Here is a 12713-nt window from a genome sequence, read left to right on the forward strand (position 1 = left end):
TTATATAATGGCACGCTCAAAAAATACAACATCAGTAAAACTGGCCGAAGATGTTCAACTTGCCGACGATCTACAGGTCAATCTCAACGCTATGACAACACACCGTCTGCAAATCATGGAACAGTTTGGTGATGGTTTGCCGTATGAACGTGATCGCATCGTCCATGAAACCCGTTTCTACATGGCTCAGAGTGCTGAAGCGATGTTAGAAGCTGGGAAGCGTCTCATTATTCTTAAAGAGAATGAACCTCATGGCGAATTTGTTAACATCGTTAAGGATCAACTCGGTCTGGAACCCCGTATTGCCCAAAAAATGGCACAAGCTGCACTCAAATTTCTTTCACCTGGATTAGAAACAAAAGCGAAAACGTTTTCGCTTTTGGGACGTTCCAAACTGTATGAATTGATGCTTGAAGACGATGATGAACTGTCTGAATTGGCTGAAGGTGGCACTGTAGCTGGTCTGACATTAGATGATATTGATCGCATGTCTGTCCGCGAACTACGTAAAGCCCTGCGTGATACACGTGCTGATCTGGATATTTCACGCCAGACGGTACAAGAAAAAAAGGAACTTGTTAGTAGTTTGATTGAGGAGAAATCTGAAATCCAGCACAAACTTCAGCGCCGAATCAATCATGAAAAACCGGAAGAAGAAGGTGCAGCTTTGACACAAGAGGTTAATTCATTGTCTTTTGCTATTGATGCCGCTATCACCAATCTTTTCAATGGATTTGAAACGCTTAATGACCATACCACACGCACCGATATTAGTCATGTTGGGTTTATGGCAGGCGTACTCGATGACCTTGAAGTCAAAATTCGTAACCTACGTAATCACTTTAATCTGCCTGAGTACAGAGAACACAGCATTGTTCCTGATTGGGCTAAAGAAGGTGCGGAAGCAGAAGAGGAAAGATTCGAACGACCAGAATGGATGGATAAGGAAGAGGCACATGAATAAATCTGAATTGAAAAAAATGCTTGAAAAGAAATTGAAGAAATAAGGGCAATAACATGAATACCACAATGACCGAACGATTAGTTTCTATTGCACAGGCAGCACATAAAGCCGGACATGGCAGTAAAGAAGCAATATATCGGGCGGCTTGTGAAGAGCTTTGTATGTCACGTTCAACATTGATTAAAAAACTTGGTGAAATTTCTGGCAAAAAGCCACGCAAGAAACGTTCTGATGCAGGTAATAGCGCGCTGACACGTGAAGAAGCAACTTTGATCTCAGGGGTATTGATGGAGGCCACTCGTAATACAGGGAAACGGTTATATAGCCTCGAACAGGCCGTTAATGATCTGCGTTCAAATGGCCTGATTAATGCAGGCCATATTGATACCGAAACAGGTGAATTTTCTCCGTTATCCATTGACGCTATTAGTCGTGCATTGCGCCAGTACAAACTTCATCCTGAACAGTTGAAAATGCCTGCGCCCAGCCTACAATTGGCTAGCCTGCATCCCAATCATGTCTGGGAATTAGACGCCTCAATTTGTGTGTTGTATTACCTAAAAAACCCTAATAAAAACAATGGGATTGACAGTGGATTACGCATGATGCCTGTGGCTGAATTTAATAAAAATAAGCCGAAAAATCTGGCTCGTATCATTAATGATCGCGTCTGGTCGTTTGAATTAACAGATCACACAAGTGGCTGGATATATGTTGAATACTTATTTGGCGGTGAAACCAGTCAGAATTTTACTTCTGTGTTGATTAACGCAATGCAAGATCGTGGTGACGCAGATGTATTACACGGTGTACCCCAAATTTTATTTACTGACCCCGGTTCTGCTTTGACAGCACCTACACTACGTAACTTGTGTAAAGCCCTAGGCATTCAAATGATACAACACAAGGCCCGTAACGCCCGTGCTACGGGGTCTGTTGAAAAAGCACGTGACATCATCGAACGCAATTTCGAATCTGGTTTACGCTTTCGACAGGTTGATGATATTGATGAACTTAACCGCCTGGCACGGCTATGGCGTATGAAGTTTAATCGCAGTGCAATACATAGCCGACATGGACAAACCCGTACAGATTGCTGGCTAAAAATCACAGCAGAACAGTTAGTAAAAGCACCTGCCATTAACATTTGTCGTGAATTGGCAATTAGCACCCCAGAAAGCCGTAAAGTACAGGCAACCTTGCGAGTATCTTTCAGGGGACGTGAGTATAACGTCAGTACTGTTCCTAGCGTGAGTGTTGGTGATTCTATCATGATCACCCGCAATCCGTGGCGTGACGAAGAGGCACAGGTAATCATTACTGGTGAAGATGGCTTTGAGGCTTTCCATCTTGTTAATGAAGTCACTAAAGATGAGTACGGCTTTGCCATCGGCGCACCTGTAATTGGTAGTGAATTCCAAGCCATTCCTCAAACAATTGCACAACGTAATTTAGCCGAAGTTGAACAGAAAATCATGGGGACAAACAACACGGCTGAAACTGAAATAGCACGTAAATTGAAAACACTTCCCCTCAATGGTCGGTTTGATCCATATTTGGATATTGAACGTAATGATGCACCAACGTATATGCCAAAACGTGGACAAGCCTCTACGGTACATAGTCCACGAATTGAACAGCTTATGAACCCCGTTGATGTTGTCAAAATTTTACGTGAACGGTTTCAATTACATGGTAAGACATGGCGTGGTGAATTTTATCAGCAAATAGTTAAACGCTTTCCTAATGGTGTTCCAACAGATCAAATTGATGAGTTGGTTGATGAATTCATGGGGCAATCAACAACTGTTGTACGTAATATTGTTAACGGTAATTAGTTTTTCATGCTGTATATTAAGGAAAAGCAAAATGGCAATTAAAGTTCATGATCCGCTACTTTCATTGACAATTCAAAATACAACTGAGGTTTATTTATAAAAGTGATCCAATTTGTTTTCGTGAAACTCATTATAACGTAGGAAGTATATAGGATATTTTTCCAGGGAGTGATGTTGCTATCTCTTATTATCAATGGCATATGCAGAAATAAAGATAGCCGCTTAACGGGGGATTATTATGCTGGTGTTTAAACAGCAGTTACAGGCACATCAGTTAACGCAAAGTGCAGCAGCAAGTGCGGCAGGAATTTCAGCGGCGGCGTTGGCTCAAATTGTTAACCACAATATATGGCCACGACAGAACGCAGGTGCAATTCGTCAGCGTATTACTGATTTCTTGGCAAAAAGAGGTATTGATACCGCAAAAAGTTTTGAGGTGGTACAAACAACCAATCAATCAGATATCTATACCGATAATAAAAATACAACCCTCATTTCTGAGGAGGAAATCATGTTACTAAAAAAACAAGTGTTATTTCCAGCTACGAAAAAGCACTTTGGTTTATTTCGTGATCCATTTGAAGATAGTGCAATTCAAAGTGCTGAAGATGTTTTTGTGACTCCAGATAGCCGTTATGTGCGGGAAGCCATGTATCAAACAGCCCGCTATGGTGGTTTTCTGGCAGTATCAGGGGAATCGGGTTCAGGTAAAACGACACTGCGTCGTGACCTTATTGACCGTATTAACAGGGAAAATACCCCCGTTATTGTTATTGAACCCTACGTATTAGCAATGGAAGACAATGATGTAAAAGGTAAGACCTTGAAAGCATCAAACATTGCTGAAGCTATTGTGAATACCTTAGCGCCATTGGAAAACTTGAAACGATCGCCTGAAGCACGCTTCCGCCAGTTGCACAAGATATTGAAAGACAGTTCACGGGCTGGCTACCAACATGTGTTAATAATAGAAGAAGCACACTCGTTGCCTTTACCAACATTAAAACACCTTAAACGATTCTTTGAACTGGAAGATGGATTTAAAAAACTGTTATCGATCATTTTGATTGGTCAGCCTGAACTGGAATTGAAGCTATCTGAACGTAATCAAGAGGTTCGTGAAGTAGTGCAACGTTGTGAAGTTGTTAATTTGTTTCCTCTTAATGATTATCTGGAAACATTTTTGGATTTTAAATTTGGTCGCGTAGGCATGAAGACTAATAAGATTTTAGATAATAGCGCTATTGGTGCTATCCGTGACCGTTTATGTCTTAGTCGGCATAGCAGTAAAGAAACTGTTAGTTTATTATATCCATTAGCTATCGGAAACTTGATTATTGCAGCTATGAACATGGCTGCAATTAATGAGATACCTATGGTTGATGCCAATATCATTCGCAGTGTTAGCTGAAGATATCATTATAAGAAAAAGTTCTATTTAACAATTAATATTAACAATAGGCGGATTCGAATAATTTCTGGTTTTATTGGTTTCAAATTGGTTGCAACAAGGATGGAACATACTATAACCAAAGAAATGGAGGTCTTGTAAATATTAAGTTCGGCATTTCATTGTCGATCTACTTGAAAAAAAAGGTTTCTTTGTTGAGGAAAAGAAGAAAACATATTGGTATTAATAAACACATTTATTAAGTAACAGGTAATTAAACATGGCAAAAAGAAAAATTATGTTTAAAGCTGCAGCGGCTTCCTACACCCCATAATTCTGTAAATAAAGCTGTTGTAAAAGATATTAATGAAATATCAATTAATTCAGGTAAAGAAAATTTTTCAATTATCCTATTTGAACAGAAAATTAAGTAAGGAACATACTTATGAAAATAACATGTAATCACTGCAAACAACCTGTTGAAAAAATGAACTTAAAACAAGCCAAGGTTATTCAGACCCCTGAATTTGGTGAGTGGGTTGTTGATTTAATCTTGGTTTGCCCACATTGCAGTCAGCAATACGGTGTATCTGTGTCAACATGGGATTTACAGCCATTGGAGACCACACATGGATAAAACGCCTTATACCGAAAAGCCAAGTTCAGTAGTATCAAGTTAATACTGGTTATTCTGGTTTACTTAATTCAAGAGTACATAGCAGAGGATGAATAAGATGGCAAAACAGAAACTTATTCAGCTTATTCATATTGCACGTAGTGATCTAAAACTAGACGAGGATACGTATCGCCAGATGTTACTTTCAAAAACCGGAAAAACCTCTACGCGGGAGATGGATATCCCGCAGTTAACTCGCGTTTTGGAAGCTATGAAAAAGCGCGGTTTTAAGATTAAATCCTTTAGGAAATCCAAAACATCACATCCATTAGATAGTCATCCCCAATCAAAAAAGATACGTGCATTGTGGCTGGAAATGGCATCTATAGGTATTGTTCGTAATGGTTCTGAACAAGCCTTAGCTCACTGGATTAAATGTGAAACGAATATTGATGGTTTACAGTGGTTAGATTCAGACCAAGCCAGCAGCATTATTGAAAAACTGAAGAAGTGGCAGAACCGCGTCACGAGGAAAAAGTATGAATGATGTGAATAACTTTCGTAGCAAAGGTCCTGAGTTGCTGGTCGAACTGGCACAGCATACAGCCTGCACGGTCAGTGAAATAATCCATGTTGAGCCTGCGTTAGCCGATCAAATTGGTGAAGCTGTTGCGAACCATATGATGCAGGTTTGGGGCGGTCAGAATGTCTATTTTCCTATGGGCATGGTTTGGAAAGTCAGCCTCCGTGATCGTGAGATTTTCAACGAATTTAACGGTAAAAATCATCATGATCTGGCTCGTAAGTTTGGTGTTTCTATTCAATGGATTTACAGCGTAGTGAAACGTATTCGAAAGGAGGAACTAGATCGCCTGCAAGGTAAGTTATTCGATAACGAGTCTGAATAGGCAGGTCAAACTGATTGAGCTTAGTAAAATCAGGTGGCAGACTAAGCATGATTCTCGTTCGGTCTGCCTTTCAAATACTGAAAAGGATTTACAATTGAATCTCCATAACTTCCCACTTAGTCCAAGTTTTTCCCATAATTATCTTTCAATTTCCTGTCAAATATCTTACTTATGATCATCCGGGATGTTTGTTTTGACAAATTACACTGGATTAAAATTTAATTCAGTTTTGTAATATTAACGGTTTTTATTATTTCAGCTATATAATAGTTAATTATTTGTGGGTATCATCACAACTAAAAATGTAACTCATTGAAAAAATTGTACATTTTTTGTTACTTTTTGTGATGAAAATTGTACCGAGCTTGGTATGCTTTTCAATAGGTTAATTTGACATAATTATTTGAATTTGTTGTTATTATTCTTTCAGTCATGCATTAAATGCGGTGATCATCATATAAAATTCCGTCATTTATTAAAAAATTTTTGATGGCCAAAGTTGACGTGAAGTGCCCATTTTGTCAGCAGACCTCACCCTTCATCAAACGATAGAGAACCTCGATAGCAGCTTATAGTTTAATTTTTTCACCACTGCGATTAAAAATGCAGAATATATATTCTCGCACTAACCATTCCACTTCATTTATTTAAATTAAATTTTAATTCCCACTATCCTGCATTTATTTATCATTAGTCATAATCCATATCAATTAAAATAGCCAAGTTATGAATATAAATAAACTTGGCATATCTACAAAACAACAAAATATTTATTTACAACATTGAGTTGTCTTTTAATACCTTTTCTAGCTTAGGAAAAACAGTAAAACCGTCACGATCTAAAAAATGCCCGCTATCAGGGAAACCATATAATTCAGCCCGGAGCTGCTGACTTAAATTTAATGTAAACTGTGGAGATACAATCTCATCATTAAGCGATAATATTACTATTCGTTGGTTTATTCTGTGTATAAGGGGATGGAAATCCAAGTTTTCCTCAGTAAATATACTTAATTCGGGTAAAGTCGGTAATTTTTCATAAAATCCTGCAATTAATACAATCCCGCCAATATTTACATTATCAGGTAAAGATGAAATATAACGGAGTGTGGCAATACAACCCAAGCTATGCCCAATAAAAAGTGTTTTTTCATTAGGGTTAGGTACACTCTCCTGCAACTTTTCTTGCCATAAATAAGGTGAAGGAGCGTGAGATTCAGGCATTTCCGGCACTATTACCCGGACATTTGACCTTTCATATTGACTTTTAAGCCAAGGAAACCAATGATGATCAGGAGTCGCCATAAGGCCATGAACAATAACTATATTATCAAAATTCATCAATTCACCTAATTATACAAAGTATATTTTATTTACCACACAAACTTCATAATTATTTTATCCACATAATTCCCCAAAATAAGATAATTATACCCGTTATCTTTCAAGTCGCCTCTTTGTTAGCTACACTCACTCTTTGTATAAGATTCAGAAAATTAATCTCGATACATGGATTCAATTTCGTTATGGTAACGCTGCATAATAATTTTCCTTCGCAATTTTAGCGTTGGCGTTAATTCCCCTGTTTCCATTGAAAATGGATTTGGCAGTAATGTGAAACGCTTTACCTGATCGAAGTGAGCGAGGTTTTTCTGCATCTCTTTCAAGCGTTGTTCAAACATATTGATAATTTGACTATGACGCAGCAATTCAATTCGATCATGATATTTGAGGTTAATTGATCTTGCATACTCTTCCAATGCTTCATAACAAGGCACGATAAGAGCCGATACAAATTTACGAGCATCAGCAATAACAGCAACATGTTCAATAAAACGATCTTGCCCCAAAACGCTTTCTATCATTTGAGGAGCAATATATTTACCATTCGATGTTTTCATCAAATCTTTCAGACGTTCAGTAATGAACAAATGACCATTTTCATCCAATTTACCGGCGTCACCGGTACGCAACCAACCGTCTTGAGTAAATGCTTTGATGGTTTCTTGCTGATTATTGAAATAGCCCTTCATCACAATTGGGCCACGTACTTGTATCTCATCTTCTTCACCAATACGGACGTCGATGCCAGGTAATGGTTTGCCAATAGAGCCAAGCACATAATCTTGTTCTTCCCAACAGGAAACTGTGGCGCAAGTCTCTGTCATACCATAGCCATATTTGATATTTATCCCAACAGCGAGAAAGAACAGAATAATCGTTTCGTCCAATCGTGCTCCGGCAGCAGGTAAAAACCGAACTTTGCCCCCCAACACATTTCGTAATTTGCTCAACACCAGTTTATCAGCCAGCCGATGCATTGCTGTTGACCAAGGGCAGCTTTTTTTATCTTGCAATTTACGTAAAAACTGCCGCTCACCACATTTAATCGCCCAATTAAAGAGTTTTTTTCGATGCCAGGGTGCCTGAGAAACCTTTTCGAAAATCGCACTGTAAATTTTTTCATAAAATCTCGGCACTGCGCACATCACTGTCGGGCGAATATCGGCCATAGCTTGACGAATAAAGTTAGTGTCGGTCAGATAAACATTTTGTGCCCCTACATGCATGACATAAAAACTCCATGCGCGTTCGAAGACATGGGATAACGGCAGAAAACTCAAAGAAACGTCCTGATCAGTTAACGCCAGGACATGATCATGTGAATACAACTGATAGGCTAAATTACGGTAATCAAGCATGACGCCTTTAGGCTCGCCAGTTGTACCGGACGTATAAATAAGCGTAAAAAGATCATCCAGATCATGATTATTAATACGGGTTTCCAACTCCAACTGATGTTGTAATTTATCATCAGCCATGAAATCAGATAAATGTTGAGCTAATGAACAATCCCGCAAATCGACTGATTCATCTAAGACAATAATGTGACTCAACTGGGGACAACGTTCTGTCAAAGTAATAGCAACATCATACTGCGGCTGCCCACCGACAAACAGAATATGCACACTAGCATCATTCAGAATGAAACTCGCTTGTTCTTGACTACTAGTCGCATACAGAGGAACAGTAACCGCCCGAAGTTGTAATACAGCAATATCTGTCAATGACCACGCCATGCTGTTATGTGCAAAGAGACCAATTTTTTCTTGCACATCAACACCAATCTCCAACAACGCCCGGCTAATAGCATTGGTCTTTTTGCCAATATCATTCCAATTTAGTTCGAGTTGTTCAGCCGGAGACCATTGGCGAAAAGCAATTTTCTCTGGGTGTTGTTTGATTTGTTGTTGCAATCGGTTTATCAAGTGATAAGGATGTAAATTTTTAGTTATCACAATTTTTTTCCTGTTCGAAAAACTTTTTTCTTATCGGAGAAAAAACAGTAATTTTATTCTCTGATAATGCCTTTTCGCATCACTTATTCGCTTTTCAGCTTACAGGTGTTAGCTATTTCCTCGCAGTCTACCGATTCCTGAACAACAGGAAAAGCCTATTTATCAAAAGTTGAAAAATTTGTGATAAAATAAAAAAACTCACCACCCTTATGCAGTAGTGAGTTTCAAATTAATTATCTGTTACTAAGTTGGCTCAACAACGACTTCATCCACTGATGCCCTTTATCTTTCGTTGTAGATTCGTGCCAAATCAAATAACACGGACGACTTACTTGCTCCCACGGTAATGAAACCGCCCTTATTGCTAATTGTTCGCTATAGTGCTCAACCAACCATTTTGGCGCAATTGCAACCAAATAGGTTTGAGAGACAATATGCAACACACTATTCAAGTCGGTACCCTGATAAACAACCGAACGCAGACGTTCACCTCCATCATAATAGGGAACGCTGAATGAACATATATTATCCAATGATACAACTGCATGATGTTCCTCATACAATTGCTGCTCACTAATACTATTTTCAATTCTTGGATGATGATTAGAAACAGCCAAAACCAACTCATCATTGAATAACGGGTAATGATGAAAATCCATGCGTTCTAGCTGCGTATAGCTAATGACAAACTCAGTTTCCTGGTATCTGAGCTGATGCTCAATATTATCATGTAAATATGATCTAATCGTCACACCCAGATTAGGTGTATTTTGTTTTACCTGTTCAACTATTTTCGCAGCCAGCCTAATATCCAAAGGGCTACAAATTGAAAGACTAAAAACCCTATCACTATTATCAGGTTCAAAACCAACCCCAGGTAACTCATTATATACCAGTTGTAATGCCTGACGGACTGGACCAAATAATTGATGGGCCCTTGCCGTCGGTTGTATTCCACGCCCATAACGTACAAATAATTCGTCATTGAACATTAGCTTCAAACGAGAAACCGCATTACTGACCGCCGGTTGTGACATTCCTAATATCTGTGCCGCACGTGTCACATTCTGCATTTGCATAACTGCATCAAAAACAGTCAGCAGATTGAGATCCACATTACGCAAATGAATTTCATTTGGATCTTTTTTGGTTGCAGTTACTGAGGTGTATTCAGCCATTGTTTAACTCCACTAAACTCATGCAGATGATCCCGGCTAATAACAAAACATCGGAAATACCTTCATTTATTACTCAGATATTACGATGACTATAACTATTAACGAGATCAATTGTCTTAATCATTTCGATAACAAATAATTAAGACTCGTCCTTGTACAAATCTGAATACGCATAGCTAACCAGCGCATCCCCCTATTAGTGTTAAAAATAAATAATTTCAATTAGTAGACAATGTAATGCTCATTATTCATTCACAAAAAAGTACAATTATGTTAACAATTTATTCACCCTGCGTTTCTGTAATATGATGATAAATCAAAGAATGACACAATTCATAATAAAATTACTGACTTATTATTATTAAACAATTTTATCAGAGTTATTATGTTATAGAATTATTTTTTCAAAGATATATAACATAACTTCCTATTTGTATCTATTTTTCCAATGACAAATGATGTTTTTCAGAAAAATACAAATCCACTTCCAGCTCACCAAACGAAAAATACTTAATTTTAATTAATCAGTATAATGCACTATTTTTATATAAATCTTAGCTAATCACGAAAGTCAAACCCAAACAAAAAAGGATAAAATAAATTCTTTTTAAATATAAACAGATCAACACTTCAATTTACCGCCATAAGAAAAGTAAAACCAAGAATCATATGCCTAAATGAATTCTTGACATCACTTTTAAGATAACGTATCAATAAAAGCATACGAATCACGAACACTCATTAATACTACTGAAAGGTTGGATCGATATGATTCACTCAATTTGTCTATTAAACCTACTACTTATCGTATCTGATATGCGCGGTATGCTGGTGGACAGAAAACAGAGTTGATTCAAAACAGAGTTGGTCCAAACCAGACATTCACAAGAACCCGCGCCATGCGCGGGTTTTTTTTACCTGCTGGGCGCAAAAAATAACCACGAGAGGAACGTACATATGAACCAGCAAGTTATTATCTTCGACACCACATTACGTGATGGAGAACAAGCATTACAAGCCAGCTTATGTGTGAACGAAAAACTCCAAATTGCCTTGGCTCTGGAAAGAATGGGTGTTGATATCATGGAAGTCGGTTTTCCAGTTTCCTCTCCTGGTGATTTTGAATCTGTCCAAACGATCGCTAAACAGATAAAAAACAGCCGTGTTTGTGCCTTGGCGCGTTGTGTAGAAAAAGATATCGATGTGGCCGCAGAAGCATTAAAAGTTGCGGAAGCCTTTCGAATCCACGTGTTCCTGGCCACTTCCAATTTACATATTGAATCCAAGCTGAAAAAAACATTCGAAAATGTTATGGAAATGGCAGCCCAATCAATCAAACGAGCGCGTCGTTACACTGATGATGTCGAATTCTCCTGTGAAGATGCGGGCCGTACACCTATTGATAATCTGTGTCGGATCGTTGAAAACGCTATCAAAGCCGGCGCAACAACTATCAATATCCCAGATACTGTCGGTTACACCGTGCCATATCAATTTGGCGGCATCATTACCAATTTGATCGAACGCGTTCCTAATATCGATAAAGCGATATTATCCGTCCATTGTCACGATGATTTGGGGATGTCTGTCGCCAACTCGATCACAGCAGTACAATCCGGCGCCCGTCAGATAGAAGGGACGATAAATGGTCTGGGTGAACGTGCCGGCAACTGCTCACTGGAAGAAGTCATTATGGCGATTAAAGTCCGTCAGCAAACGTTAGGCGTTTATACCAATATCAACCATCAAGAAATTTACCGCACCAGTCAGTTGGTCAGCCAATTATGCAATATGCCGATCCCTGCGAATAAAGCAGTCGTCGGTAGCAATGCATTTTCACACTCATCCGGGATTCATCAGGACGGGGTACTGAAAAATCGTGAAACTTACGAAATTATGACGCCAGAGTCCATCGGCCTGAAAGAAATTCAATTGAACCTGACTTCTCGTTCCGGCCGCGCCGCAGTAAAACACCGTATGGAAGAGATGGGATATCAGGATACAGATTACGATCTGGATAGCTTATACGAAGCCTTTTTACGTCTGGCAGATAAAAAAGGTCAGGTATTTGACTATGATTTGGAAGCCTTAGCTTTCATGAACCTGCAACAGCAAGGACCCGAATTTTTCCATCTTGATCACTTTAATATCCAATCTGGCTCCAACGTGATGGCAACAGCCGCTGTACGTTTAGTGTGTGGCAAAGAGCTAAAATCAGAAGCTGCCACCGGTAATGGCCCGGTAGATGCGGTATATCAGGCAATTAGCCGAATAACTGAATACCCAATTGAACTGGTTTCTTATCAGTTATCAGGTAAAGGCCACGGGAAAAATGCACTGGGCCAGGTAAATATCGTTGTCGAATGCTTTGGACGTCGCTTCCACGGCATGGGATTGGAAACCGATATTGTTGAATCTTCTGCCAAAGCAATGGTTCATGCTCTGAACTGCGTTTGGCGTACAGAGCAAGTTAAGAAAGAGAAACAACGTATACAGCAAAATACAAAGGAAATGGTGTAA

General features: G+C 38.9%; 10 protein-coding genes. 7 read left to right on the forward strand and 3 right to left on the reverse strand.

Annotated elements, in window-relative coordinates:
• The first annotated feature begins 7 nt into the window (after positions 1–7).
• The 6 genes from Phpb_RS25850 (at position 8) to Phpb_RS03590 (ending at position 5716) form a co-directional block, all read left to right on the forward strand.
• On the forward strand, positions 8–964 hold the full coding sequence (locus tag Phpb_RS25850) for a hypothetical protein (protein WP_036777233.1): 957 nt from the start codon (positions 8–10) through the stop codon (positions 962–964).
• 53 nt (positions 965–1017) lie between these two features.
• Positions 1018–2802, forward strand: a complete 1785-nt coding sequence (locus Phpb_RS03570) for a DDE-type integrase/transposase/recombinase (protein ID WP_065389193.1) — start codon at positions 1018–1020, stop codon at positions 2800–2802.
• Positions 2803–3040: 238 nt separating this feature from the next.
• Positions 3041–4213, forward strand: a complete 1173-nt coding sequence (locus tag Phpb_RS03575; RefSeq protein ID WP_065389194.1) for an ExeA family protein — start codon at positions 3041–3043, stop codon at positions 4211–4213.
• A gap of 424 nt (positions 4214–4637) precedes the next feature.
• Positions 4638–4829, forward strand: coding sequence for a hypothetical protein (locus tag Phpb_RS03580; RefSeq protein WP_040153038.1), 192 nt, complete (start codon positions 4638–4640; stop codon positions 4827–4829).
• A 97-nt stretch (positions 4830–4926) separates the two neighbouring features.
• Positions 4927–5355, forward strand: coding sequence for a gp16 family protein (locus Phpb_RS03585; RefSeq protein WP_065389195.1), 429 nt, complete (start codon positions 4927–4929; stop codon positions 5353–5355).
• Positions 5348–5716 (forward strand): Mor transcription activator family protein, encoded by a 369-nt coding sequence (locus Phpb_RS03590; RefSeq protein ID WP_065389196.1) that lies wholly within the window; start codon positions 5348–5350, stop codon positions 5714–5716. The genes Phpb_RS03585 and Phpb_RS03590 overlap by 8 nt, the downstream gene beginning before the upstream one ends.
• A 774-nt stretch (positions 5717–6490) precedes the next feature.
• On the opposite strand, the gene Phpb_RS03595 is transcribed toward Phpb_RS03590, so the two are convergent.
• The 3 genes from Phpb_RS03595 to leuO form a co-directional block, all read right to left on the reverse strand.
• A complete protein-coding gene (locus Phpb_RS03595; RefSeq protein WP_065389197.1) occupies positions 6491–7057 on the reverse strand; it encodes an RBBP9/YdeN family alpha/beta hydrolase in 567 nt (188 codons plus the stop codon).
• Between the two features lie 155 nt (positions 7058–7212).
• The gene (locus Phpb_RS03600; protein WP_205634732.1) at positions 7213–9012 is read right to left on the reverse strand and encodes an AMP-dependent synthetase/ligase; all 1800 of its coding nucleotides are present in this window, start codon (positions 9010–9012) and stop codon (positions 7213–7215) included.
• Positions 9013–9248: 236 nt separating this feature from the next.
• Positions 9249–10193 (reverse strand): transcriptional regulator LeuO, encoded by a 945-nt coding sequence (gene leuO, locus Phpb_RS03605; protein ID WP_065389199.1) that lies wholly within the window; start codon positions 10191–10193, stop codon positions 9249–9251.
• Between the two features lie 957 nt (positions 10194–11150).
• Here leuO and leuA point away from each other — a divergent pair.
• Positions 11151–12713 (forward strand): 2-isopropylmalate synthase, encoded by a 1563-nt coding sequence (gene leuA / locus Phpb_RS03610; protein WP_065389200.1) that lies wholly within the window; start codon positions 11151–11153, stop codon positions 12711–12713.

Source organism: Photorhabdus namnaonensis (assembly GCF_001684335.1).
Classification (GTDB): domain Bacteria; phylum Pseudomonadota; class Gammaproteobacteria; order Enterobacterales; family Enterobacteriaceae; genus Photorhabdus; species Photorhabdus namnaonensis.

What these genes read in the sequence shown, in the direction of transcription:
- Phpb_RS25850 (WP_036777233.1), top strand. Translation starts at nt 8, where the DNA reads ATGGCACGCTCAAAAAATACAACATCAGTAAAACTGGCCGAAGATGTT.
- Phpb_RS03585 (WP_065389195.1), top strand. Translation starts at nt 4,927, where the DNA reads ATGGCAAAACAGAAACTTATTCAGCTTATTCATATTGCACGTAGTGAT.
- Phpb_RS03580 (WP_040153038.1), top strand. Translation starts at nt 4,638, where the DNA reads ATGAAAATAACATGTAATCACTGCAAACAACCTGTTGAAAAAATGAAC.
- Phpb_RS03595 (WP_065389197.1), bottom strand. Translation starts at nt 7,057, where the DNA reads ATGAATTTTGATAATATAGTTATTGTTCATGGCCTTATGGCGACTCCT.
- leuA (WP_065389200.1), top strand. Translation starts at nt 11,151, where the DNA reads ATGAACCAGCAAGTTATTATCTTCGACACCACATTACGTGATGGAGAA.
- leuO (WP_065389199.1), bottom strand. Translation starts at nt 10,193, where the DNA reads ATGGCTGAATACACCTCAGTAACTGCAACCAAAAAAGATCCAAATGAA.
- Phpb_RS03575 (WP_065389194.1), top strand. Translation starts at nt 3,041, where the DNA reads ATGCTGGTGTTTAAACAGCAGTTACAGGCACATCAGTTAACGCAAAGT.
- Phpb_RS03570 (WP_065389193.1), top strand. Translation starts at nt 1,018, where the DNA reads ATGAATACCACAATGACCGAACGATTAGTTTCTATTGCACAGGCAGCA.
- Phpb_RS03590 (WP_065389196.1), top strand. Translation starts at nt 5,348, where the DNA reads ATGAATGATGTGAATAACTTTCGTAGCAAAGGTCCTGAGTTGCTGGTC.